The organism is Sphingobium sp. (genome assembly GCA_035196065.1).
In the GTDB taxonomy this organism is placed as follows: domain Bacteria; phylum Pseudomonadota; class Alphaproteobacteria; order Sphingomonadales; family Sphingomonadaceae; genus Sphingorhabdus_B; species Sphingorhabdus_B rara.
This window is the reverse complement of sequence record CP136575.1, coordinates 1,684,150-1,706,691: the sequence shown is the minus strand read 5'-3', so window position 1 is coordinate 1,706,691 and position 22,542 is coordinate 1,684,150. Positions and strand designations below refer to the sequence as shown.

24 protein-coding genes and 1 riboswitch are annotated in these 22,542 nt (G+C 58.8%); of the genes, 10 read left to right on the top strand and 14 right to left on the bottom strand.

Going from position 1 to position 22,542, the window contains the following annotated elements; translation table 11 throughout:
- Positions 1 to 2 precede the first annotated feature (2 nt).
- The 3 genes from RSE16_08220 (at position 3) to RSE16_08210 (ending at position 3,236) form a co-directional block, all read left to right on the top strand.
- On the top strand, positions 3 to 416 hold the full coding sequence (locus RSE16_08220) for a holin family protein (GenBank protein WRH74720.1): 414 nt from the start codon (positions 3 to 5) through the stop codon (positions 414 to 416).
- 52 nt (positions 417 to 468) lie between these two features.
- A riboswitch (cobalamin riboswitch) is annotated at positions 469 to 667 on the top strand.
- Between the two features lie 96 nt (positions 668 to 763).
- Entirely contained in the window at positions 764 to 2,647 is a 1,884-nt protein-coding gene (locus RSE16_08215; protein WRH74719.1) for a TonB-dependent receptor, read from the top strand.
- A gap of 52 nt (positions 2,648 to 2,699) precedes the next feature.
- Complete coding sequence (locus RSE16_08210) at positions 2,700 to 3,236, top strand: hypothetical protein (protein ID WRH74718.1); 537 nt, start codon at positions 2,700 to 2,702, stop codon at positions 3,234 to 3,236.
- Between the two features lie 24 nt (positions 3,237 to 3,260).
- Here the strand turns inward: RSE16_08210 and RSE16_08205 are convergent, their stop codons facing one another.
- Complete coding sequence (locus RSE16_08205) at positions 3,261 to 3,785, bottom strand: 2'-5' RNA ligase family protein (GenBank protein WRH74717.1); 525 nt, start codon at positions 3,783 to 3,785, stop codon at positions 3,261 to 3,263.
- A 126-nt stretch (positions 3,786 to 3,911) separates the two neighbouring features.
- Between RSE16_08205 and RSE16_08200 the strand changes: the two genes are divergently transcribed.
- Entirely contained in the window at positions 3,912 to 5,861 is a 1,950-nt protein-coding gene (locus RSE16_08200; protein WRH74716.1) for an alkyl sulfatase dimerization domain-containing protein, read from the top strand.
- 36 nt (positions 5,862 to 5,897) lie between these two features.
- Here the strand turns inward: RSE16_08200 and mltG are convergent, their stop codons facing one another.
- The 7 genes from mltG to RSE16_08165 form a co-directional block, all read right to left on the bottom strand.
- Complete coding sequence (gene mltG / locus RSE16_08195) at positions 5,898 to 6,869, bottom strand: endolytic transglycosylase MltG (GenBank protein ID WRH74715.1); 972 nt, start codon at positions 6,867 to 6,869, stop codon at positions 5,898 to 5,900.
- A gap of 4 nt (positions 6,870 to 6,873) precedes the next feature.
- Positions 6,874 to 8,136 (bottom strand): beta-ketoacyl-ACP synthase II, encoded by a 1,263-nt coding sequence (gene fabF, locus RSE16_08190; GenBank protein ID WRH74714.1) that lies wholly within the window; start codon positions 8,134 to 8,136, stop codon positions 6,874 to 6,876.
- A 127-nt stretch (positions 8,137 to 8,263) separates the two neighbouring features.
- On the bottom strand, positions 8,264 to 8,497 hold the full coding sequence (locus RSE16_08185) for an acyl carrier protein (GenBank protein ID WRH74713.1): 234 nt from the start codon (positions 8,495 to 8,497) through the stop codon (positions 8,264 to 8,266).
- 91 nt (positions 8,498 to 8,588) lie between these two features.
- Positions 8,589 to 9,341 carry a 3-oxoacyl-[acyl-carrier-protein] reductase gene (fabG, locus tag RSE16_08180; GenBank protein ID WRH74712.1) on the bottom strand — a complete coding sequence of 251 codons (753 nt, stop codon included), beginning with the start codon at positions 9,339 to 9,341 and terminating at the stop codon, positions 8,589 to 8,591.
- Between the two features lies 1 nt (position 9,342).
- Complete coding sequence (locus RSE16_08175; GenBank protein WRH74711.1) at positions 9,343 to 10,137, bottom strand: crotonase/enoyl-CoA hydratase family protein; 795 nt, start codon at positions 10,135 to 10,137, stop codon at positions 9,343 to 9,345.
- Between the two features lie 3 nt (positions 10,138 to 10,140).
- Positions 10,141 to 11,079 carry an ACP S-malonyltransferase gene (fabD, locus tag RSE16_08170; protein ID WRH74710.1) on the bottom strand — a complete coding sequence of 313 codons (939 nt, stop codon included), beginning with the start codon at positions 11,077 to 11,079 and terminating at the stop codon, positions 10,141 to 10,143.
- A gap of 31 nt (positions 11,080 to 11,110) precedes the next feature.
- Positions 11,111 to 11,932, bottom strand: coding sequence for an LD-carboxypeptidase (locus RSE16_08165; GenBank protein ID WRH74709.1), 822 nt, complete (start codon positions 11,930 to 11,932; stop codon positions 11,111 to 11,113).
- Positions 11,933 to 11,988: 56 nt separating this feature from the next.
- Between RSE16_08165 and RSE16_08160 the strand changes: the two genes are divergently transcribed.
- From RSE16_08160 to rplI, 6 genes are all read left to right on the top strand, one after another.
- Positions 11,989 to 13,392: a Mur ligase family protein gene (locus RSE16_08160; GenBank protein WRH74708.1), complete on the top strand. Its 1,404-nt coding sequence runs from the start codon at positions 11,989 to 11,991 to the stop codon at positions 13,390 to 13,392.
- A 62-nt stretch (positions 13,393 to 13,454) separates the two neighbouring features.
- A complete protein-coding gene (locus RSE16_08155; protein ID WRH74707.1) occupies positions 13,455 to 14,585 on the top strand; it encodes a GGDEF domain-containing protein in 1,131 nt (376 codons plus the stop codon).
- Positions 14,586 to 14,628: 43 nt separating this feature from the next.
- Positions 14,629 to 16,365, top strand: coding sequence for a bifunctional metallophosphatase/5'-nucleotidase (locus RSE16_08150; protein ID WRH74706.1), 1,737 nt, complete (start codon positions 14,629 to 14,631; stop codon positions 16,363 to 16,365).
- A gap of 139 nt (positions 16,366 to 16,504) precedes the next feature.
- A complete protein-coding gene (gene rpsF / locus RSE16_08145) occupies positions 16,505 to 16,909 on the top strand; it encodes a 30S ribosomal protein S6 (GenBank protein ID WRH74705.1) in 405 nt (134 codons plus the stop codon).
- A gap of 3 nt (positions 16,910 to 16,912) precedes the next feature.
- The gene (gene rpsR, locus RSE16_08140; protein ID WRH74704.1) at positions 16,913 to 17,137 is read left to right on the top strand and encodes a 30S ribosomal protein S18; all 225 of its coding nucleotides are present in this window, start codon (positions 16,913 to 16,915) and stop codon (positions 17,135 to 17,137) included.
- Between the two features lie 12 nt (positions 17,138 to 17,149).
- The gene (gene rplI, locus RSE16_08135; GenBank protein ID WRH74703.1) at positions 17,150 to 17,815 is read left to right on the top strand and encodes a 50S ribosomal protein L9; all 666 of its coding nucleotides are present in this window, start codon (positions 17,150 to 17,152) and stop codon (positions 17,813 to 17,815) included.
- A 211-nt stretch (positions 17,816 to 18,026) separates the two neighbouring features.
- Here the strand turns inward: rplI and RSE16_08130 are convergent, their stop codons facing one another.
- The 6 genes from RSE16_08130 to fsa form a co-directional block, all read right to left on the bottom strand.
- Entirely contained in the window at positions 18,027 to 18,455 is a 429-nt protein-coding gene (locus RSE16_08130; protein ID WRH74702.1) for a TrkA family potassium uptake protein, read from the bottom strand.
- Positions 18,448 to 19,848, bottom strand: coding sequence for a potassium transporter TrkG (locus tag RSE16_08125; GenBank protein WRH74701.1), 1,401 nt, complete (start codon positions 19,846 to 19,848; stop codon positions 18,448 to 18,450). The genes RSE16_08130 and RSE16_08125 overlap by 8 nt, the downstream gene beginning before the upstream one ends.
- 55 nt (positions 19,849 to 19,903) lie before the next feature.
- Entirely contained in the window at positions 19,904 to 20,524 is a 621-nt protein-coding gene (gene folE / locus RSE16_08120; protein ID WRH77323.1) for a GTP cyclohydrolase I FolE, read from the bottom strand.
- Between the two features lie 135 nt (positions 20,525 to 20,659).
- On the bottom strand, positions 20,660 to 21,637 hold the full coding sequence (locus RSE16_08115; protein WRH74700.1) for a quinone oxidoreductase: 978 nt from the start codon (positions 21,635 to 21,637) through the stop codon (positions 20,660 to 20,662).
- 39 nt (positions 21,638 to 21,676) lie between these two features.
- A complete protein-coding gene (locus RSE16_08110) occupies positions 21,677 to 21,823 on the bottom strand; it encodes a hypothetical protein (protein ID WRH74699.1) in 147 nt (48 codons plus the stop codon).
- A 48-nt stretch (positions 21,824 to 21,871) separates the two neighbouring features.
- Positions 21,872 to 22,525 (bottom strand): fructose-6-phosphate aldolase, encoded by a 654-nt coding sequence (gene fsa / locus RSE16_08105; GenBank protein WRH74698.1) that lies wholly within the window; start codon positions 22,523 to 22,525, stop codon positions 21,872 to 21,874.
- Between the last annotated feature and the right edge of the window lie 17 nt (positions 22,526 to 22,542).

Genomic DNA, 22,542 nt, shown 5'->3' with positions numbered 1-22,542 from the left:
TAATGGCTATTATCGAAACCCTGGTCGGCCCGATTGGGGCGCTAATCGACAAATTAATCCCCGATCCGAAAGCCCGCGATGCGGCAAAGCTGGAACTGCTCAAATTACAGGGCAGCCAGGAAATGGAAACGTTGCGTACGCAGTTATCGGCTGTGCTCGCCGAAGCGCAGTCATCCGACCCTTGGACGAGCCGCGCTAGGCCATCCTTCCTTTACGTGATGTATGTTATCATTCTCTGGGCAATTCCCATGGGGCTGATCGCGGCGGTGCGTCCGCAGGCTGCGCTTGATATCGCTGCGGGCATGAATGCCTATCTGGGCGGACTACCCGAACCGCTCTACGCCCTCTTCGGGACCGGTTATCTTGGATATACGGTTGCCCGCCAATGGGGGAAGGTGAAAGGCGTCGAGCGTTAAGCGCACGCCCTTGCGAATGCAGGCGGGGATTGACCGTTCGCAGCTTCGCTCCTACCCAAGCAGCGTTACAGGTGCCCCGGGAAGCCGGGGTGAAAAGGGAAGCCGGTTCAAATCCAGCGCTGTTCCCGCAACTGTGACCGGTGAGCCAATGCTCCATATGCCACTGAAAGGGGGATAAACCTTTTTTCGGGAAGGCGGGCAAAGGCGATGACCCGGGAGCCAGGAGACCTGCCTGTAGCGGCTGTTCCTTTGCGCGTGCGGGAAGACACGGGCGAACGATAGGATCCCATTCGGGATTTCCTTCGCGTGACGGCATCTGGATGAACGTCGCGATTGAAGGAAAGGTTATGCAACATATTTACCGATTGGCAGCGCCGTTTGCGCTGCTTTCCGTGCCGGCATGGGCGCAAGGCGAAGCCAAGCCTTGCCCCTCACCCGTCGATTGCGCCGCAAGCGATGATCAAGACCAGCCCGTCATTGTCGTAACCGGAACGGGTGCCGTCCAGCAATCTGACGAAAGCGGCCTTGCCATCGCGCTGTTCGATAGTGATGCAATTGCCCGGTTGCAGCCGGCAACAATTGCCGAACTGTTAGTACGCACCCCCGGCGTCACCATTTCCAACACCGGCCCTATTGGCGGCTTTTCCGCAGTCCGCATTCGCGGAGCGGAGGGAGAGCAGACGCTGGCGCTGGTCGACGGCGTGCGGATCAACGACCCTGCATCGCCCGGCGGCGGATTTGATTTCGGCAATCTGTTGATCGGTAATATCGAACAGGTCGAAGTGCTGCGTGGTCCCAATTCGGTTCCTTGGGGTAGCCAAGCGATAGGCGGTGTGGTCAACATCGTTACGCGGCGTCCGACCGAAAACATCGCGGCCAATCTACGCGCCGAATATGGCGGCAATGATCGTGGCACATTGGCGGGTAATCTGAGCGGGCGCAGCGGCCCCATACGCTATAGTCTCGGCGGCGGCTGGTTTCGCGATGATGGCATCTCAGCGGCGGCATCGGGCAACGAGCGCGACGGCTTCCGTCAATATGGCGCGAATGGCCGCATTGAAGTCGACCTGTCCGAAGCGATCCGCCTCGATCTGCGCGGCTACCATGCCGACAGCCGGGCCGAACTCGATGGCTTCCCGGCTCCATCCTATATGCTGACGGATACAGCGGAATATTCAACGACCGGGCAGACGACAGGCTATGCCGGCCTTCATGCCGCCATCGGCAGGCTTGCCAGCCGTCTGTCGCTGACACTCAACGATATCAACCGCGCCAATTTCTCCGCCCCCGGTGCCGTTGCCGCAGACTTTCTCGCCCGCGGACGTAGCGAGCGGATTGAATATCAAGGCGACTGGCGTGTTAGCAGCAGCTTTCGCGCCATATTCGGTGCTGAACATGAACGAAGCCGCTTCACCGACGGCTTTTCGCCGGCCCGGACGCATTATAGCGGAGCATATGCGCAGGCGGTTGTAGATCTCGTTCCCGCACTGACACTGACGGCAGGCGCGCGCATCGACCGGCATAAAAATTATGGCAGCAAAGCGACGTTCAGCGCCAATGCCGTTATGCGTCCAGCCCCGGACACGATCATCCGCGCCGCATATGGTGAGGGTTTCAAGGCCCCTACCCTGTTCCAGTTGTTCAGTTTCTTTGGCGATCCCGGGCTGCAACCCGAACAGGCGGAAAGTCACGAACTGGGGATCGAGCAGTCATTAATCGGCGACAAGCTGCGCTTTGGCGCGACGGCCTATCGGCGGCGCACGCGCAACATGATCGATTTTGATCTGCTGCTCTATCGTTACGGCAACATCCTCGGCAGCCGGGCAAGCGGCGTAGAGACCTTTGTCGAACTGCATCCCGATGACCGGCTGACAATCATGGTCAATTACAGCTATACCAACAGCAAGGGACGGCAGGATGATGGTGGTGCTTACATCCGCCGCATCCGAATTCCGGCCCATAGCCTAAACCTGATGGCAGACTGGAGGCCGATCGACAGACTGAAACTCGGCGCTGATATCAGGCTCGCCAGCGATAGCGTCGATGGTTTTGGCGGGGCGGTGCGCATGGATGGCTATGCGCTGCTCAACCTGCGCGCGTCCTATCAATTGTCAGACAAGGTTGCACTTTACGGCCGCGTCGAAAATGCGGGTGATGTGCGTTACGAAACCGTGGCTGGCTATGGCAATTACGGGCGCGCCGCGTTTATCGGCATTACGACCGGCTTTTAGGGAATTGACGGGCAGGCAAAGCCCGTTACCGTTAAATGGATCAAGGAAGGGAATGAAGATGATACGCAGCATGAACCCCACAACCGCAGCATGGCCTGCAACACTCGCGGGCGCGACCGTGCTCGGCAGCCTTGCATTGGCGTGCATCTTCCCCTTTGCGGCCTTCGCAACGCTCGCCGCCCTGACCATGCGCCCTCGCAACGGCCTTGCCTTGGTCGCCGCTGTATGGGCGGCTAACCAAGCGGTCGGCTTTCTTCTCCTGTCATTCCCATGGGACGCGCAGGCGGTGGGCCATGGTATCGCGATTCTGGCTGCCACAATTGCCAGCTTTGGCGCGGCGCGTTTCACTGCCGCAAAAATGGGCGATAACGCTGTTCTTGGCGGCGTGACGGCGCTCATCTCTGCCTTTGTGGTCTATCAACTGATGCTGCGCGGTTATGCGCAATTTGGCGGCGGCGCGGAGAATTTCTCGACCGAAATCGTCACCGGCGTTGCCATCAATGATGCGCTCTGGTTTGCCGGGCTGATCGCGCTGCGTTTTGTCATGTCCCGCACTATCGGTGATAAAGCACTCCAGACCCACACCTGATTTGACTATCAAGCGGGCGCTTCATCAATCCTTGCGGCGCCCGCTGAACGTCCAAGACTGTATCGCCTCCCAAGGCCCGCCGCGATAGAAGTGGGCGGAAAGCCCGGTTATGCGAAGCGGGCGCGGCTGGAACATGATAGACAATTCGGCATGGAGCGCCTTTGCGACCGGCGGCTCGACCTTGTTCTGGACCGTGATATGCAGCCGTGGTCGTGCCTGATCCTGCGGCGTCAACAGGCCAGCAAAACCATCGGCTAATTCATCGCGCATCGCCAACAGGCCCGGGCTGTCGACGCGAAAGGCCACGCCACGCCCCAGCATCATTACGTCGCTTAGCCATGCAGGCGGCGCGGCCCATTCGCGGGCAACAGCCGCAATCCGGGACTTAATCTCAGGCAAATGCGTCGGCGGCAAATGGTGGAACAGCGTGATATGTGCTGCCAGATGGTTTCGTTCGGGCGGGAAATGCGCGGTGCGCAACCCATCGGCCCATATTTGGTCGGATTTGCCCATAAGCGCAGTCACTATTACCGGAGCCGAAGCGTTCATCAGCCAACGCTAACCGACAGGGCACAAAGCAGCAATGGCAGAGCCCGTTGATTGAACGAAATGATCGCTCGACACTTGCCTCTCCCACCGCCTCTCGTTTAACTAAGCGATTAAGGGAGAGAGAAAATGAAGTTATTGCCACTTATCCTGCTTGCCAGCGCCAGCCCCCTCGCGGCTGCTGCGCCGGGTGCGTTGGAGCCCAAGCCTGCCAGCAATGCCACCGTCGAGGCGCAAAAGGCCATTGCAGCGCAATTGCCCGCCGAAGATGGCCGAGATGCCGATTTCGCCGATCGCGGCTTTATCGCCACCTTGGCCGATCCGGTGATCCGTGCAACGGATGGGAAACCAATTTGGAATCTTGCCGCCTATGACTGGATGCAGGGCGCAGCGCCCCCGACAGTCAACCCTAGCCTGTGGCGACACACGAAGCTGTTGCGCAAGCATGGGCTGTACAAGGTTACAGATGGCGTATGGCAGGTGCGCGGATTCGATATCTCGAACATGACAATCATCGCCGGAACAACCGGCTGGATCCTGATTGATCCGCTAACGACCAAGGAAGCTGCCACCGCCGCATTGCAACTGGCAAATGAGAAGCTGGGCGCACGCCCGGTATCCGCAGTGATTTATAGCCACAGCCATGGTGACCATTATGGCGGCGTGCGCGGTGTGATTGACGAGGCCGATGTGAAGGCGGGCAAAGTCGCCATAGTAGCGCCCGAACATCTGGTCGAGGAGGCAACATCGGAAAGCGTCGTTGCCGGACCTGCCATGGGCCGCCGTGCTGCATACCAGTTTGGCAGCAGCTTGGTTCCGGGTCCGCAAGGGCAGATGGGAAGCGGCATCGGCAGGGCAATTGCAGGTGGAGCCATCACGCTGATCGCGCCAACCGATATCATTCGGAAAACCGGCGAAACACGGCTGATCGATGGCGTTACGCTGGAATTCCAGATGGTGCCCGAAACCGAAGCGCCGTCGGAAATGAACGTCTATATCCAGCCGGCTAAGACCTTTGTTTCTGCGGAGCTCGCAACCTGCTCTTTGCATAATATCCTGACGCCTCGCGGCGCCAAGGTGCGCGATGCCCTCAAATGGACGCAATATCTGAACGAGGCGGTCAACCTTTATGCCGATCGAAGTGACGCGGTGGTTTCCAGCCATTGCTGGCCACGTTTCGGTTCGGGCGAGGTGCGCAGTTGGCTTGAAGGGCATCGCGACAATTACCGCTATCTTCATGATCAGACGGTGCGGATGATGAACACAGGAATGACGCAGGCGGAAATTGCCGAAGCGATCAAAGCCCCGCCAGCGATTTCCGACCAATGGTACAACAAGGGCTATTACGGCACTTACAGCCATAATTCGAAGGCGGTCTATCAGCGCTATCTGGGCTGGTATGATGCCATTCCCGCAAATCTCCACCCACACCCACCAACCGAGCGGGCGAAGCGTTTTGTCGCAGACATGGGCGGTGCCAAGAAAGTGGTGGCGGCTGCGAAACGGGCAATGGCATCCGGCGATTATCGCTGGTCATCAGACCTTCTGAACCAGTTGATCTTCGCAGACCCCAAACATTCCGAAGGCCGCGCGCTGCTTGCCGACAGCTATGAACAGCAGGGCTATCAGGCGGAAAGCGCGATCTGGCGAAACCAGTTCCTGTCCGCCGCGCGTGACCTGCGCCAGGGTGTGCAGGCGAGCGCAACGATTCAAAGCCCGGACATGATCGCAGCCATCCCGACAGGTCTCCTGATGGAATCAATCGCGACGCGCCTGAACCCTGCGACAATCGGCGATCGCAAACTGGCCATTAATTTCGCGATCAGTGATCGCAAGGAAATGGTGAAGGTCAGTGTCGGCAATGCGGTGATGATAAGCGAAACGGGAGCGCTACACGATCAACCGCAGGCAACTGTTACAGGACCCCGCCAGCTTTTCCTCGCTATGCTCTTCCTGAAAATGCCGATTGCCCAGTTGGAAATGGCCGGACTGAAGGTGGAGGGCGACAAGGCAGCAGTCGAAGCGTTGCAGGCATCGCTTGATCCCATTGCCGGCGCATTCAACATCGTCGAGCCCTAACGAATGTTGCCTCCCTCCCCTCAGCGGGAGGGAGGTTTACATCTCGCCCCGTTCGCGGCGGATCGCATACCATTTTTCGACATTGGCATTATGCTCTTGGAGCGTCTCGGCGAAGATATGCCCGCCTTTGCCATCGGCGACGAAGAACAGATAATCGGTCTTTTCGGGGTTCAGCACCGCCTCGATCGCCGCACGGGACGGGTTGGCAATCGGACCCTTGGGCAGACCAACCATCGAATAGGTGTTGTAATCATTGACCGCGGAAATTTCCGACTGGCGAATGCGCCGGCCCAGCGGCTTGCCTTTGGTGATCGGATAGATGATCGTCGGATCAGCCTGCAGCATCATTCCTGTACGCAGCCGATTTGAATAAACGCCGGCGACCATGCGCAGCTCGGATTTCTTCGACGTTTCCTTCTCAACGATCGAGGCAAGGACGATGGCTTGCTGCGGCGTTTTCACAACCGTATCGCGGCTGCGTTCCGGCCAGAGTTCGTCTATCGTTTTCTCCATCGCCTTTTGCATCCGCATTACAACTGCGGCGCGCGCTTCTCCCTTCTGGAAGGCATAGCTATCCGGCAAAATCGACCCTTCGGCAGGGATCGGAATGTCACCCGTCAGACGTTCATTCGCCATCAGCCGTTCATAGACCATGATCGATGGCATACCCTCGGGAACGGTCACCATGCGCTGGACCGTCTTACCGCCGGTCAGGATCGACAGCACTTCTGAATTAGAGGCATGAGCCGGAATCAGGAATTCACCTGCCTTGATCGTGCTCGTGGCGCCGAAAATGCGTGCGCGATTGACGAATGCGTCAGCTGACCGGATCACGCCGCCTTTTTCAAGCTGCCCTGCCGCTAGCCGGATGCTTGATCCAGGTTTGATGATGACGGTGACTTCGCGTTCTGACGGGCCGTCCGCCGTCCAGCCATGGACGAAATTGCCGACAACGATTAGAAATAGCAGGCCGCCCGCGATGAGCAGCCATTTCAGAGGCCGCCCCATCGCGTCAGATCGCCTTCATGATCAGACTGGCATTGGTGCCGCCAAAGCCGAAGCTATTGTTCAGCACCGCTCGCACGGGGCGCTTACGCGCGACATGCGGTACAAGATCCACACCCTCGGTGCCCTCATCAGGATTATCGAGGTTGAGCGTCGGCGGAACGATCTGGTCGCGCAGCGCAAGAATGCAGAAAATGCTCTCGACCGCGCCAGCGCCGCCGAGAAGGTGGCCGATCGCCGATTTGGTCGAGCTCATCGAAACATTGGCCATCGCATCGCCAAACAGCCGCTTCACTGCTCCCAGTTCGATGGTGTCCGCCATGGTCGATGTGCCATGGGCGTTGATATAATCGATATCGGCCGGGGTCATTCCGGCTTTTTTGAGCGCCATTTCCATCGACCGATAAGCGCCGTCGCCATCGGGATGGGGTGCCGTGACATGATAGGCATCACCCGACAGGCCATAGCCGACCACTTCAGCGTAAATTTTCGCGCCGCGCGCCTTGGCATGCTCATATTCTTCCAGCACGACAACGCCAGCACCCTCGCCCATTACAAAGCCGTCGCGATCCTTGTCATAAGGGCGGCTGGCTGCTTCGGGGCGATCATTATAGGTCATATTGAGCGCGCGAGCCTGGGCAAAGCCGGCGATTCCCAACGGGTTGACCGTCGATTCTGCGCCGCCAGCGAGCATGATATCGGCATCATCATCGCGGATCATTCGAGCCGCATCGCCAATCGAATGTGCACCGGTCGAGCAGGCAGTTACAACCGCATGGTTAGGGCCCTTCAGACCATATTTGATCTGCACCTGACCCGTGATCAGGTTGATCAGGCGGCCATGCACGAAATGGGGGGAAACGCGGCCCGGGCCGCGCTCGTGCAGGTTGATCGATTCTTCCTCAATACCCGGAAGGCCGCCAATACCCGAACCAATCGAGCAACCGGTGCGCAGCTTGTCAGCCTCGCTCATTTCGGTCAGGCCTGCATCTTCAAGTGCCTGCCCGGCTGCATCAATCCCGTATATGATGAAAGGATCAACCTGGCGCTGAACCTTATGATCGACTCGCTGGTCAGGATCAAAACCCCAAGGATGGTCCTTGGGCTTCACTTCGCAGGCAATATGACATTTCTGGCCGCCCGCCACCGAATCGAAGCGGGTGATACGCCCTGCTCCCGATTTGGACGCGAGGATATTGGCCCATGTGGTTTCCACATCGCCGCCAAGCGGCGTGACAAGGCCAAGTCCGGTTACAACAACGCGACGCATGCACTCTTCTCCATCGTGTCGATTTTCCCCTTTATGGGGATAGCAGGCGGAAATGCAAACGGCTTTCCAGCGAACCGGAAAGCCGTTTTAATTCAGAACCGTAACGGCTGCACGAAGCAGCGCGAAATCAGCTGTTGGCAGTGATGAAATCGATCGCGTCCTTGACGGTCGAGATCTTTTCAGCCGCATCGTCGGGAATTTCGACGTTGAATTCTTCTTCGAAGGCCATGACCAGCTCAACGATGTCGAGCGAGTCAGCGCCCAGATCGTCAATGAAGCTTGCGCCTTCGGTCACCTTGTCAGCTTCGACGCCGAGATGTTCGACGACAATTTTCTTAACGCGGTCCGCAGTATCGCTCATTTTTTGCCCCTTCTTCTTTGGGATTCGAGATTTCGAAGACCGCCCCTAATGCCCTGCTTCGCGGCTGGCAAGGGGGGAGTGGCCAAATGGCCTAAAGCATCGCCATGCCGCCGTTGATGTGCAGCGTCTGACCGGTGACATATCCGGCCTCGCGCGACGCGAGATAGGCCACAGCCGCACCGATGTCGCTGCCCTCGCCCATACGGCCCATCGGGATACGGGCGTTGAGCGCATCTTTCTGCGCATCGGGCAGCACGTCCGTCATCGCCGTGCGGATGAAACCGGGCGCGACGCAGTTGACGGTGACATTGCGGCTGGCAAGCTCTGCCGCCAATGCCTTGGACATGCCAACCAGCCCTGCTTTTGACGCAGCATAATTGATCTGTCCCGGATTGCCGGTGGCCCCGACGACGCTAGTGATGGTGATGATCCGCCCAAAACGCGCCTTCATCATGGGTTTGGTTGCCGCACGCATGAGCCGGAAGGCGGCTTCGAGGTTGATGCGGATCACTTCCTCCCATTCCTCATCCTTCATACGCATCGCCAGATTGTCGCGTGTGACGCCGGCATTGTTGACGAGAATGTCAATCTGCCCCAGCTTATCAAGTGCGGCAGGCACCAGTGCCTCAACGCTTTCCTTGTCGCCCAGATTGCACGGCACCGCGACATGATCGGCATTTGGGTGTTCTTTGGCAAGCGAGGCGCGAAACGCTTCGAGCTTTTCGACATTGGAACCTGAAACGGCCAGTCGCGCGCCCTGACCGGCCAATGCATGGCAGATCGCGCTGCCAATGCCGCCGGATGCGCCGGTGACAAGGGCGGTCATCCCTGTGAGATCAAACATCTTACTCTCCCGTGAACTTGGGTGCGCGCTTTTCAATAAAAGCGTTGATCGCTTCATCATTGTCGCGTGTGTTGTGCGCTAGGCTTTGCATCGCGGCAGACATTTCGAGGACATTTTTGAGGTCTGCCATCTGGCCTTCGCGCAGCAACCGCTTCGTCATGCGGACCGCGTGCGGCGGGTTGGCCGCGATCTTCGCTGCGATTTCCCGCGCCTTGGCCATTAGATCGCCATCGGCAACGACATGGCTGACAAGGCCAATTTTCAGCGCCTCGGCCGCGTCAATCGTTTCCCCGGTCAGCGCCAGTTCGGTCGCGCGGCTAAAGCCGACAATGCGTGGCAGCAACCATGCCCCGCCATCGCCGGGTATGATGCCAAGCTTCACGAAGCTTTCTGCAAATTTCGCGCTTTCGGCGGCGACGCGCACGTCGCACATGGTCGCAAGGTCAAGCCCTGCGCCGATCGCATGACCGTTTACGGCCGCCACGACGGGCACTTCCAATGCCTGAAACATCAGCGGCAAGCGCTGGATTCCATATTTGTAATTGCGCCGGGTTTCGACCGGATTGCCGGAACGCAAGCCCCCGCTGTCGGGGCGCATCTGCTTCAGATCGCCACCCGCCGAAAAGGCAGTACCGGCACCGGTCAGAATGACGCAGCGGACCGAGATATCGCGATCAGCGGCATCAAAGGCGTCGCATAGCGCATCGACCACCGCGACGTCCGAAATCGGGTTGCGCTTTTCGGGCATATTAAGGGTGATGGTCAGAATTGAGCCATCGCGTTCCTGCAGCAGCATGACTTAAATCTCCTTCAAAATGGCTTCGATATCATCCATCGACAAAATGCTCGTCGCAATCACCTCATCACCTGCGCTGCGCTTGATCATCGGAGACAGCACCTTTCCGCCAAATTCGTGAAAATGGGTAACGCCCGCATCACGCATCGCGATCGCTGATTCGCGCCAGCGAACGCGGCCGGTTACCTGCTCGACCAGCAGGCGACGAATATCATCGGGCTGAGAAACCGGCGCGGCAACAACATTGGCAAAAACCGGCACAAAAGGCGCGCTGATGCTTGTTTGCGCTAGCGCCTCTGCCATCCGGTCAGCTGCCGGCTGCATCAACGGGCAGTGGAAGGGCGCGGATACCGGCAAAGAAATGCCGCGCTTGATCCCATGTTCCTTTACCAACTCGATCGCCCTTTCGATCGCGCCTTTATGGCCGGAGATGACCACCTGAGTCGGATCATTGTCATTAGCAACGGTGCAGGTTTCGCCCTGGGCAGCTGCAGCAGCCAGCGCTTCTGCCTTTTCGATATCGGCACCCAGCAGCGCCGCCATTGCGCCTTCGCCCACTGGCACTGCGGCCTGCATCGCCTGCCCGCGCAGTTTCAGCAGCTTTGCCGTGGTCGAAAGGTCGAGCGCACCAGCCGCACAGAGCGCGCTATATTCGCCAAGGCTATGCCCAGCGACGAAATGCGCCTTTTCCGCCAGCACAACGCCGCCTTCCTTTTCAAACACGCGCAGCGTTGCAATCGCATTGGCCATGATCGCCGGCTGGGCATTTTCGGTAAGCGTCAGGTCGCCCTCCGGACCTTCGCACATCAGACGGAACAGATGCTGGCCAAGCGCATCGTCCACTTCCTGGAAAACCTCGCGCGCCACCGGGCTCGCCTCGGCCAGTGACTTGCCCATGCCAACCGACTGGCTGCCCTGGCCCGGAAAAACAAATGCCCGCATCAATGAAATCCCTTTGCTTTTTGTCCCGCCCTCAACCGATCATGCCAAAAGGCACGATCCGGTTGCCGCTGTCATGGCCGATATCGGCGCGGCCGAGATATGCAATGCCATTTTTGGCGCACCAATGCTGCGCGATGGCTTCTTCATCACTGCCAAATGGCCGGTCGTTTTCGGGAATATCGGACACGCGACCGAGCATCAGTCCGGAAAGCGCCGCGCCCTTCAACCCAGTTGTAACGCTAAACATCGCCCGGTCAAAAGCGTAGAGATATTCGCTAACCTCTTCGACCATCAGCACATGCCCCGACAAATCGGGCATCAATGGCGTCGGAGCGAGCATCGCGAGCGTCATAAGATTAAACGCCGCATAGCGCCGGCCCTTGACCAGATTGGGTTCGAGCGCAGCGGTATCGCCTTTGGCAAGCCAACCAAGTGCCCGCAGTACTGCAGCCTCCCCCCCTGCCCTGCGAATATCGGCAGGCATGGGGCCATGCGCCGGCCAGCCCACGCCTGCCTTGTAAAGCGCGGCAAGCAGATTGCCTTGGTCACTATAGCCGAGATAGGTCTTTTTTCGCGCGGGGGCCTTCATTGCGGCAACGGCGTCCGCCGCGATGCGGCAAGCACCATAGCCACCTCGTACGAACCAGATCGCATCAAAGCCCGGATCGTTGGCGAGCCTTACAAGCGCCTCCAGCCGTTGCGCATCGCTCCCTGCAAAATGGCCCTGTTCGATGAAGCATTGGTCATCAAAGACGAGTTCGACCGCTGGATGATGTTCCGCTGCAAGGGCGATGACCCGGTCGGCATCCTGGCGGGTAAAGGGCGTCGACGGCGCACAAATTCCTATTCGCATCTCCCCTCCCTTGATATCCGATTGCCAAAACTGCCCCTGCGCAATAGCGGGGCGATATGGCAAAAAACAAATCCTATTTCTTTTGCGGCATTGGCGGATCGGGCATGTTGCCGCTGGCCAATATCGTCCGCGATGGTGGTGCCAGCGTTGCCGGGTCGGACCGGGCGCTCGACCAAGGTCGGCTTGCCCCCAAATTCGAATGGCTCAAAAGTCTTGGCATCGACATCTTCCCGCAGGACGGCAGCGGCCTCGTCAGCGGCGACCAGATCCTTGTCGCATCCGCTGCGGTTGAAGACAGCGTGCCCGACGTCGCCAAGGCAAAGGAATTAGGCTGCGCGCGGATGACCCGCGCCGAACTGCTGGCTGAATTGTTCAACGCCAGCCGCCGCTCGGTCGCAGTTGGCGGGACCAGCGGCAAATCGACGGTAACCGGCATGATTGGCTGGATTTTGACCGATGCGGGGCTTGATCCGACGATCATGAATGGCGGGGTGATGAAGAATTTCGTGTCCGCCGACGCACCTTTTGCCAGCGCACGCGTCGGTCATGGCGCGGTTTTCATTTCCGAAGTTGACGAAAGCGACGGGTCGATCGCGCTATTCCGGCCAGAGGTTGCCGTGCTCAACAATATCAGCCTTGACCACAAGTCGCTGACCGAATTGCGCCAATTGTTCGGCGATTTTGCAGGCAGCGCAAAGCGGGCGATCTGGAACGCTGACGATATTGAAAGTGTCGCGCTGATCGCACCAATGACACTATCCAATTCCATCAGTTTCGGTTTTACCGATCGCGCGGATGTGCGCGCGGTCGACGTCGTCGAAATGCCGATCGGCAGCCGCTTTACGCTGAAAGCCAATGGGCAAAGCTGGCCGGTAACGCTGCAAGTGCCGGGACGGCACAATATCTCGAACGCGCTGGCCGCAATTGCTGCCGCACTTGCGCTCGATGTACCGGTGGCACAGGCCGTACACGGCGTTGAACGCTTTACCGGGCTTGCACGCCGCTTCGACATTGTCGGCATCGCTGGCGGCATTACCGTGATTGATGATTTCGGTCATAATCCCGACAAGACAGCAGCAACACTGGCAACGCTTAAGGCGTTTCCGGGGCGCGTGATCGCATTTTTCCAACCCCATGGCTATGGCCCGATCCGCGTGATGGGCAGTGAACTGGCCTCCGTCTTTGCCCGGCACCTAAACCGCGACGATCATCTGATCCTGTGCGATCCGGTCTATTTTGGCGGCACGGTGGACAAGACACTGGGCAGCCAGTCGATCACTGATGCTGTGGTCGCTGCGGGCAAGCAGGCCGAATATATCCCCAGCCGTGAAGATTGCGGCAACCGGATTGTCGAACTGGCCCAACCCGGCGACCGCATCGTTGTTATGGGCGCGCGTGACGACACGCTGAGCGCTTTTGCAGCCGATCTGCTGTCGCGGCTGGTCAAGGCGAGCGTCTGATACTTTGGACCGAATCGAGGGATAAGGGTTAATCGCTGCCTCCGTCGGTCGTTAATACAGGCATGACGATCCAACCTGCCAATCTTGCTCGTACGCCGTCTGCAACCGCTCCCAAATTCATGGAATGGTTGCTTCGACTGGCGCGGACCGATGAACCCGATCGCGACCGGACGGCGCTATCGGCAACTGAACGGTTCCGGATGCGCCACGGCGCGATGATTGAACAGATCGCCGACTTCCTGGCTGATGCCGGGCTTGATCCGATCCCTGATCATTATGAATTGGCGTGGCTTTACATAGCGGGCAGTTCAGCCATTCAGCGGCTGCATATTGATACCCACCTTCTGGAATTCGGGCGTATCGATCCGGTCGATGCCATCCGGTTGCTCGATGAAATCCGTACATCGATAAGCGAGCGCGAATTTTCAAAAATGGTCGAAGAGGCGAAGGACCGGATCGGCGAAGCACGCGCCACAACTGAACAATCCAGCCGCGACGCGGCCAGTTTCGGGGCGAATCTGGGTGTCTCGATTGTCGATCTTGAAGATCCGGCACGCAGCAAGGCGGCCGTGGTTCGCCTGCAAAAGCTGACCGCTGAGATGATGGAGCGCGCGGCACGGGCCGAGGCCGAGTTGAAGGAACGTTCAAAAGTCATGGGCCATTTGCGCAGTCGGCTGGTGCAGACGCAGAAAATGGCGATGAGCGACCCTTTGACGGAACTTCCCAACCGGCGCGCCTTTGATATCAACCTGAAGGAGGCCGTCGAACTCGCGCGCAGTAAACACCATCCGCTGTGCGTGGGTTTTTGCGACATCGATCATTTCAAAGCGATCAACGACACGCATGGCCACGCGACCGGCGACAGGGTGATCCGTTTTGTCGCCGACGCATTGCGCAAGGTGACCGGGCCAAAAATCCATGTCGCCCGCCATGGCGGCGAGGAATTCGCGCTGATTTTTCCCAATATCGGCGCAGAACAGGCGGCGCGCATGCTGGACAGGACGCGCGAGGCGTTGGTCGAACGGCATCTGCTCGCCCGTGATACACAAGCCGAAATCGGCTGTGTCAGCTTTTCGGGCGGCGTTGCCGAACTGCGGTCAGGCGAGAATATCTCCGCCCTGCTGATGCGCGCAGACCATGCACTTTACCGGGCAAAGGAAAGCGGCCGAAACAAGGTCATCACTGCATCTTGACGGCGCGCTTGCGCCGACGTTGCGGCTTTGCCAATGAAGCGCGATGAGAAAAACCCTCCTTGCGCTGACCGCCCTCGGCTTTTCCGGATGCACCACTATGGGCGATACGGGCGCATCCGCGCCGGTCGACATCCGGATCATCGGCATCAATGATTTCCACGGCCATCTCGATCCACCGAAACAGGTGGTTGAAAAGACCCAAGCCGATGGCAGCAAACTGCGCATTCCCGCCGGCGGTGCGGCCTATCTGGCATCTGCAGTTGACGCGCTGAAAAGCGATGCCCCCAACCATGTCGTCGTGGCGGCAGGCGATCTTATTGGCGGAACTCCGCTTTCATCCTCGCTGTTTCTCGATGAGCCCGCGATCCTTGCGATGAACATGATCGGGGTGGAATTTAACGCTGCTGGCAACCATGAATTCGATCGCGGCACCGACGAATTGCTGCGCATGCAAAATGGCGGCTGCGAAAAACATACGACAGCCGAGCCATGCCGTGTCGACACCCCCTTTCCCGGCGCGCAATTCCGGATCCTTACAGCGAACACGTTCAAAGAGGGCAAAACGCTCCTCCCGGCTTATGGCCTCAAGGATTTCGGCAGCGGTAAGGCAAAGGTCACTGTCGGCTTCATCGGCATGACGCTTGAAGGTACAGCCAATCTGGTTTCAGCCAGTCGGATCAAGGGCGTGCAATTTGCTGATGAGGCAGATACCGCCAATGCGCTCGTTCCCAAGCTGAAAGCCGCCGGGGCAGACGTGATCGTTGTGCTTATCCATGAAGGTGTCACCAATCCGGGCGATTTCAACAATCCGCGTTGCGAAGGCCTGACCGGCGCACTGATCCCCATTCTCGATCGGCTCGATCCGGCAATCGATGTCGTGGTTTCCGGCCATACGCACCAAGCCTATGTCTGCGACTATGGCCTGATCAATCCTGCAAAACCCATATTGCTGACCAGCGCCGGTTCCTTCGGCCGATTGGTGACGGGCATCGATCTCAAGGTCGACGCGGCGAGCGGCCGGGTATTGTCGAAGAGCGCGCGCAATATTGTCGTGCAAAGCGAAGCCTTTACGGGTGCGCGCGGCGCCGTTCCGCTGGTAGACGCCTATCCCAAATTCGCCCCTCGTGCTGACGTTGCGGCGCTCGTTGCGCGCTACCGCGATGCAGCCAAGGCCGACGAAAGCCGGGTAATCGGCAGTCTTTCTGGCCCGGCAACGCGCGATGGCGGCAAGAATGGCGAAAGCCTGCTCGGCAATCTGATTGCCGATGCCCAGCTTGCGGCAACCGCAGCGCCGGAAAATGGCGGCGCGCAAATCGCCTTCATGAACCCCGGCGGCCTGCGCGCCGATGTGGTGCCGGGGGCTGACGGCAAGGTAACATTTGGTTCGATCTTCGCTGCCCAACCTTTCGGCAACATATTGGTCACCAAGACGATGACCGGACAGCAGATCCGTGCACTATTGGAACAGCAGTTCAACGACGCCAATTGGCTACGCATCCTGTCGCCCTCCAACGGGTTCCGCTTTGGCTATGACTTGTCAAAACCGGTAGGTCAGCGCGTAGTTTTCGCGACGTTGAACGGCCAGCCGCTGGCCGATGCCACAAGCTACCGCGTCACGGTCAGCGACTTCCTGTCTAATGGCGGCGATGCCTTCACTCTGTTCAAGGATGGCAGTGAAGCCATGGTCGGGCCAACCGATATCGAAGCCCTCACCGCCTGGCTTGTTGCCGGAAGGGCGTTGCCGGCGATCGGCCGGGTGGAACGGATCAACGGCAACTGAAGCCGGAATTGCCTTGCATTCCAACGCTAATCCGCCTATCTGCGCGCCTTCGACCGGGCTTTCCCGGCCGAAGTAAAGAAAGCCGGAGGGGCGACCGCATGGGGCGGCGTCAGCGATCGGCCAATGTAAGGAAACGCCCATGCCGTTGTACGAGCATGTTTTTTTGGCGCGCCAGGACCTGTCACAGGCCCAAGTAGACGCGCTGGCTGAAAATGCCACCAAGATCATCGAAGAGAATCAGGGCAAGGTCGTAAAGACCGAAACTTGGGGCCTTCGTAGCCTTGCCTACAAGATCCAGAAGAACCGCAAAGCGCATTTCGTCATGCTTGACGTCGAAGCATCAGGCCCGGCAATTGCCGAACTGGAGCGCCAGACTCGCATGAACGAAGACGTGATCCGGTACATGACTGTCCGCGTCGAAGAGCATGAAAATGGCCCGTCGGTGATGATGCGCAAGCAAGAACGTAGTGATCGTGGTGATCGTGGCGACCGCCCTGACCGTGGCGATCGCGCGCCCCGTCCCCGCCGCGAAGAGGAGATTTGATCCATGGCACGTCCGTTTTTCCGCCGTCGCAAATCCTGCCCCTTTTCGGGCAAGGAAGCCCCGCGCATCGATTATAAGGATGTCCGTCTGCTTCAGGGTTATATCTCTGAACGTGGCAAGATCGTCCCGTCGCGTATCACTGCCGTTTCGGCCAAAAAGCAGCGTGAGCTGAGCCAGGCGATCAAGCGCGCCCGGCACCTCGGCCTCATGCCCTATGTCGTCAAGTAAGGAGTAGAACCCATGGAAATCATCCTGCTTGAACGCGTGGAAAAGCTGGGCCACATCGGCGACGTCGTGAACGTCAAGGACGGCTATGCACGTAACTTCCTGCTTCCCAACAAGAAGGCACTTCGCGCCAACGAAGCCAACCGTAAGGTCTTCGAAGCCAACCGTGCGAAGATTGAAGCCGACAATGCCAACCGTCGCGGCGATGCCGAAAAGCATGCAGCCAATGTCGAAGGCAAGCAGATCGTCCTGATCCGCGCTGCTTCGAACACCGGCCAGCTTTACGGCTCGGTTTCGGTGAAGGACATTGTCGACGGCCTGAATGCACAGGACGCGAAGGTCGCAAAGGCAATGATCGTGCTCGAACGCCCGATCAAGACCCTTGGCGTTTTCGACGTCAAAGTTGTTCTGCACCCGGAAGTTTCGGTCAATGTCACCGTCAACGTCGCCCGTTCGGACGATGAAGCCGAACTGCAGAAGGACGGCGTCAACGTCATCGACCAGATGTTCGAAGACGAACAGGCTGAACTGGCTGCACAGGCAATCGAAATGGCTGAAGCTCGCGAAGCTGCTGCTGACGAAGCCGATGCTGCCGACGCTGCTCGTATCGAAAAGCTGAAGGAAGAACAGGCTGCCGCCAAGGCTGCCGAAGGTCTTTCGGCCGACGCCGACGAAGCCTGATCGCTTCCAAACGCACCAAAGGGCCGCCCCGTCGCAAGACCGGGCGGCCTTTTTGTTGGCGAAAAGGAAAGCGGCTACCCGCGCGCTACCTTTATCGCGCCACAATGATAGCTAGTCTGGCAACCGTGGTGCCAATATCTGCGGCAAGCCTTCTGGCAGCAACCATCGACTTCTAATCGATCGCTGGGCTCGGTTCCCCGCTCCATTCCCCTCACGCCCCGCACAATTGCTCCGCCAGCGCCTTGCCCATGTCCGCTTCGGGGTAGACGACTTTCGACACCCCCAGCCGTTCGAGGATCAGGCCATGTTGGCGCGTTGAGGCCTTCGCCCAGATTTCGGCTATGCCCAGTTCCTGCAGCGCGAGCACCGATAGCACGCTACCCTCCAGGCTGGCGCCAATGGCGACCACGGCATAATCCACCTCATTGACGCCGAGCGCACGTAGCGCCTCCGCATCGGTCGAATCCGCCTGCACAACATGCGGCAGATCGTCGGCCAGATGCTGGACGATATCGAGGCTCTCATCGATGCAGACGACCTCATGCCCCAGATCGTTGAGCCGCAGCGCCACAGCCTCGCCGAAACGGCCAAGACCGATCACCGCGACATTCTTTTTCTCTGCCTTTGCTTTTCTAGCCAACGAGCACATCCTCCTTCGGATAATGGTAACGGACCGGCTTTCGCCGGGAAGCGAGCGCCGCAAAGAGCGTGATCGGCCCGACCCGGCCGATAAACATCAGTGCAATCAGCAGATATTTGCCGGAATCTGTGAATTTGGCGGTCACTCCGGTGGACAGCCCAACCGTGGCAAAAGCCGATACCGCTTCAAACATCGCGTCGCGCGGCTTCAGATGTGGCGATAGAGCAACAAGCAGATAGCCAAGCCCCAACACCAGCACAGCGGCAAAAGCGACCACTGAAATCGCACGGCGCTGATTATGGTCACCGATACGGCGGCCAAACGCCTCAACATCAGGCTTGCCGCGAATTTCCGACCAGACGATCAACAGGATGACGACCACCGTCGCCACCTTGACGCCGCCTGCCGTCCCCGCACTGCCGCCGCCGATAAACATCAGCATCGATGTGAGCATTAGCGACTGGTCGCTCAACGCGCCAATGTCGACGGTATTGAAACCTGCGGTGCGCGACGTAACCGACATGAACAGGCTGTTGAGAATATGGCCTGATGCACCCATCGGTGCCATCGTCCGACCATTGTTCCATTCAAGAATGATGAAGAGCAACGCGCCGACCACCAGCAGGAAGGCATAGCCGTAAAGCGTCAGCTTTCCGTGCAAGTTGATCCGTTTCCAGCCGCGCTGCGTCCACAGGTCGCGATAAACAGGATAGCCGATGCCGCCAGCGATGATCGCCAGCATGATCGGCGAAAGGAAGATCCAGTCCGACTGGAAGCCCATCAAACTGTCGCTCCACAAGGCAAAGCCGGCATTGTTGAAGGCAGAGACGGCGTGAAACAGCCCTTTCCACGCCGCTTCGCCCAGCGGCAGGCCATGGCCGAGCCAAAGCCAGCCGGCGAGCCACAGGGCGATGATTGCCTCGAAAGTGAAGGTGAATATGATAATCAGCTTGAGCAGCGGCCTTACATTGCCCGGTGTGATACCGCTATTTTCGGCCGCCACCCCACGGCGGATCCCAAAACCTATGGTCCTGCTGAACAGGGCGACGATCAGGACCGATGCGCTCATTAGCCCCAGCCCGCCCAGCTGGATCAGCAGCATGATCGTTAGTTCGCCCATCCACGACCAGTGATTTGGCACGTCGAGCGTCGATAGGCCGGTCACGCAGAGCGCGGAAATTGCTGTAAACCAGGCATCGACAAAGCGGGTTGCCTCGCCGGATTCCGTCGCGGCGGTTCGCGAAAGGGCAAAGGCGCCGAGAAGCGACACGATGAAGAAAAGCAACGGCACGATCTGCACCGGCCGGGCAAAGAGCAGGTTTACGAGACGATCGAGCGTACCGACCGCGAGGCGTCCAACCAATTGTTCGGGATGCAAATTCTGGTCGTTCAAGGCAGCCCCCTCTGATGCGCGGTCTTTAACCGCTCTGCATCAGGAGGGGAAGCCTTCAATAACCCATCAGGCTCATCACTTCCCTGCGGCTGCTTTCATTTTCAAGGAAACAGCCATGCAGTTTCGATGTGACCATGTTGACGCCATGCACCTTTACGCCGCGCCCGGTCATGCAGCCATGCTGCGCCTCAACCACGACAGCAACGCCTTCGGGTTTCAGATGTTCCCAGATGCAATTGGCTACTTCGGCGGTCAGCCGTTCCTGCACCTGCAACCGGCGGGCAAAGCCGTGGAGCACGCGGGCCAGCTTGGAAATGCCTACAACCTTATCCGTCGGCATATAGGCGATCGACGCCTTGCCGATGATTGGCGCCATATGATGTTCGCAATGCGACTGGAACGGTATGTCCTTCAGCAGCACCAGTTCGTGATAACCGCCGACTTCCTGAAAAGTCCGCGACAGATGCTCCGCCGGATTTTCGGCATAACCGGCGCAATATTCGCGCCAAGCACGGCCGACGCGGCGCGGTGTATCGATAAGGCCTTCGCGCGCCGGATCGTCGCCGGTCCAGCGGATCAGCGTCTTGATTGCATCCAGCACATCGTCAGGAACGACAACCTTGCCGCTGTCGTCAATCTCGTCATCATAATGGATATGTGCGATGGGAAACACCATTTCGGGCTTGTTCATTGACCTGTCCTCGGGAAATTTTATTTCCCCGATGCTAGGCCCAACCCGCCTTTCCTTGCTATACGGCCAATAGCCTTTAGGGTTTTGTGCGCAAGACTTTCTGCTGCCGTCAATAGCCGATCAGGGTAACAGAAGCGTCGAACCAGAAGTTTTACGCGCCTGCAAGTCGACATGCGCCTGCGCCGCATCCTGCAAAGCATAACGCTGGTGGATGCTCACGCTGATTGCACCGCTTGCAAGCATGTCGAACACGCGCTCCGCGCCTGCCTTGCGCTCGTCCCGATCGGCATAATAATGGAACAGCCCCGGACGCGTGACGAACAATGAGCCCTTGTTCGACAATTGCGCGAGTTCCACGCCGGTCACGCCGCCGCTGGCATTGCCATAGCTGACCATCAGGCCGCGTGGCGCGAGACTGTTGAGCGAAATCTCCCATGTATCATGGCCGATCCCGTCAAAGACGACCCGCACGCCCTTACCGCCGGAAAATGCCCGCGCAGCAGCGGCCACATCGACGCCAGCCGATGTAACCAGCACTTCGTCTGCACCGGCCCGCAGGGCAAGTTCCGCCTTTTCCGTCGTACTGACCGTGCCAAGCACCCGCGCACCGACATGTTTGAGCCATTGTACGAGCAGCAGGCCCACTCCGCCCGCCGCAGCATGGACAAGAACCGGCCAGCCTGCCTCGACCCGTGCGCACCGTTCGACGAGAAACTCTGTCGTACAGGCCTTGAGCAAGGCGGCGGCGGCCACCTCATCGCTAATCCCGTCGGGCGTTGCAAAAAGGGCGGCGGCGGGAATATTGCGCGCTTCACTATAGGCGCCCAGCATCGGCCCAAAGGTGCAGACACGCTGGCCCGGGACAAAGCCGGTCACGCCTTCGCCCACCGCCTCGATCACTCCGGCAGCCTCAACGCCGAGGCCGCTCGGCAACTTTACCGGATACAGGCCGCTGCGATGATAGGTATCGATGAAATTGAGGCCGATTGCATGGTTGCGCATCCGAACTTCGCCCGGGCCGGGCGGCGGCAGTTCGACATCCACCCATTCTATGACTTCAGGGCCACCCTGTCGGGCGATGCGCGCGGTCAACACCATATCTGTTTTCCAACCTTTTCTAGTAGGCCCGATGCAAATTCAGGGTTTTCGCGCCTTAAACCTGCCCACTACCAGCCCAAAAACCACGCCGAGTGCAAGGCAGATAGCCAAGTTGCCAGTGGCAACGCCCAAACCCGCGCCTATAGCAACACCCACTCCGAGAAACCGCTTGTCGATCTTTTGCATGCTCCGCCTCCTGCCGATAGGGCATTAGGTCATGCATTTAGATCAAAATCAACCGATCGCCTGTCCGGTCTTTGCCCAGTCGGCGAGGAAGCCTTCGATGCCCTTGTCGGTCAAGATATGCTTGAACAGCCCCTTGATCACCGATGGCGGCGCGGTCATCACATCAGCGCCTATTTTGGCGGCTTCAAGCACATGGATGCCATGACGCACGCTGGCGACAAGGATCTCAGTCGCGAAATCATAATTGTCATAGATCAGGCGAATGTCGCTGATCAGCTGCATACCGTCAAAACCATTGTCATCATGCCGGCCGACAAAGGGCGAGATGAAGGTCGCGCCGGCTTTGGCTGCCAACAGCGCTTGGTTGGCAGAGAAACAGAGCGTGACATTGACCATCGTGCCGTCGCTGGTCAGCGCCTTGCAAGTCTTGAGGCCGTCGATCGTCAACGGCACCTTGATGCAGACATTGTCTGCGATCTTACGCAGCACTTCGGCTTCTTTCATCATCGTTACATGGTCAAGCGCGACGACTTCAGCCGACACCGGCCCATCAACGATACCGCAAATCTCGCGCGTCACCTCGATAAAATCGCGGCCCGACTTAGCTATCAGCGACGGGTTGGTCGTCACCCCGTCAAGAAGACCAGTAGCAGCCAGTTCCTGGATGTCGGCGATTTCGGCGGTATCGGCGAAGAATTTCATGGGCCAGCGGCTCTTTC

What these genes read in the sequence shown, in the direction of transcription:
- RSE16_08220 (WRH74720.1), top strand. Translation starts at nt 3, where the DNA reads ATGGCTATTATCGAAACCCTGGTCGGCCCGATTGGGGCGCTAATCGAC.
- RSE16_08215 (WRH74719.1), top strand. Translation starts at nt 764, where the DNA reads ATGCAACATATTTACCGATTGGCAGCGCCGTTTGCGCTGCTTTCCGTG.
- RSE16_08210 (WRH74718.1), top strand. Translation starts at nt 2,700, where the DNA reads ATGAAGATGATACGCAGCATGAACCCCACAACCGCAGCATGGCCTGCA.
- RSE16_08205 (WRH74717.1), bottom strand. Translation starts at nt 3,785, where the DNA reads ATGAACGCTTCGGCTCCGGTAATAGTGACTGCGCTTATGGGCAAATCC.
- RSE16_08200 (WRH74716.1), top strand. Translation starts at nt 3,912, where the DNA reads ATGAAGTTATTGCCACTTATCCTGCTTGCCAGCGCCAGCCCCCTCGCG.
- mltG (WRH74715.1), bottom strand. Translation starts at nt 6,869, where the DNA reads ATGGGGCGGCCTCTGAAATGGCTGCTCATCGCGGGCGGCCTGCTATTT.
- fabF (WRH74714.1), bottom strand. Translation starts at nt 8,136, where the DNA reads ATGCGTCGCGTTGTTGTAACCGGACTTGGCCTTGTCACGCCGCTTGGC.
- RSE16_08185 (WRH74713.1), bottom strand. Translation starts at nt 8,497, where the DNA reads ATGAGCGATACTGCGGACCGCGTTAAGAAAATTGTCGTCGAACATCTC.
- fabG (WRH74712.1), bottom strand. Translation starts at nt 9,341, where the DNA reads ATGTTTGATCTCACAGGGATGACCGCCCTTGTCACCGGCGCATCCGGC.
- RSE16_08175 (WRH74711.1), bottom strand. Translation starts at nt 10,137, where the DNA reads ATGCTGCTGCAGGAACGCGATGGCTCAATTCTGACCATCACCCTTAAT.
- fabD (WRH74710.1), bottom strand. Translation starts at nt 11,079, where the DNA reads ATGCGGGCATTTGTTTTTCCGGGCCAGGGCAGCCAGTCGGTTGGCATG.
- RSE16_08165 (WRH74709.1), bottom strand. Translation starts at nt 11,932, where the DNA reads ATGCGAATAGGAATTTGTGCGCCGTCGACGCCCTTTACCCGCCAGGAT.
- RSE16_08160 (WRH74708.1), top strand. Translation starts at nt 11,989, where the DNA reads ATGGCAAAAAACAAATCCTATTTCTTTTGCGGCATTGGCGGATCGGGC.
- RSE16_08155 (WRH74707.1), top strand. Translation starts at nt 13,455, where the DNA reads ATGACGATCCAACCTGCCAATCTTGCTCGTACGCCGTCTGCAACCGCT.
- RSE16_08150 (WRH74706.1), top strand. Translation starts at nt 14,629, where the DNA reads ATGAGAAAAACCCTCCTTGCGCTGACCGCCCTCGGCTTTTCCGGATGC.
- rpsF (WRH74705.1), top strand. Translation starts at nt 16,505, where the DNA reads ATGCCGTTGTACGAGCATGTTTTTTTGGCGCGCCAGGACCTGTCACAG.
- rpsR (WRH74704.1), top strand. Translation starts at nt 16,913, where the DNA reads ATGGCACGTCCGTTTTTCCGCCGTCGCAAATCCTGCCCCTTTTCGGGC.
- rplI (WRH74703.1), top strand. Translation starts at nt 17,150, where the DNA reads ATGGAAATCATCCTGCTTGAACGCGTGGAAAAGCTGGGCCACATCGGC.
- folE (WRH77323.1), bottom strand. Translation starts at nt 20,524, where the DNA reads ATGGTGTTTCCCATCGCACATATCCATTATGATGACGAGATTGACGAC.
- RSE16_08115 (WRH74700.1), bottom strand. Translation starts at nt 21,637, where the DNA reads ATGGTGTTGACCGCGCGCATCGCCCGACAGGGTGGCCCTGAAGTCATA.
- RSE16_08110 (WRH74699.1), bottom strand. Translation starts at nt 21,823, where the DNA reads ATGCAAAAGATCGACAAGCGGTTTCTCGGAGTGGGTGTTGCTATAGGC.
- fsa (WRH74698.1), bottom strand. Translation starts at nt 22,525, where the DNA reads ATGAAATTCTTCGCCGATACCGCCGAAATCGCCGACATCCAGGAACTG.